Raw genomic sequence first — 300 nt, forward strand, 5'->3', positions numbered from 1 at the left:
TTTTTGTTGTTTTTCAAATGCCAGACAGCAAAAAGCCCGAGGCTTTTGGATCGGGCTTCTCTTAATATTCGTGGAGAATGTCCTACGCTCACATGCGCTTTACTCAACATAAGCCACACGGCCGTCGGCGCACCGGTAATGCTGTGGCGATTTCGGTCTATTTTTGTTGTTTTTCAAATGCCAGACAGCAAAAAGCCCGACTCTTTCGAATCGGGCTTCTCTTAATAGGCGCCTAGCAATGTCCTACTCTCACATGGGAACTCCCACACTACCATCGGCGCTACTGCGTTTCACTTCTGA

Annotated in this window: 1 protein-coding gene; it reads left to right on the forward strand. The window is 48.0% G+C overall.

The window, feature by feature from the left end; genetic code table 11:
- Positions 1-225 (forward strand): hypothetical protein (locus tag H4J73_RS20160; RefSeq protein WP_220460641.1); only part of this gene is annotated, 225 nt, incomplete at its 5' end.
- Positions 226-300 lie beyond the last annotated feature (75 nt).

It is taken from the genome of Colwellia sp. MB3u-41 (genome assembly GCF_014076845.1).
Classification (GTDB): Bacteria; Pseudomonadota; Gammaproteobacteria; order Enterobacterales; family Alteromonadaceae; genus Colwellia_A.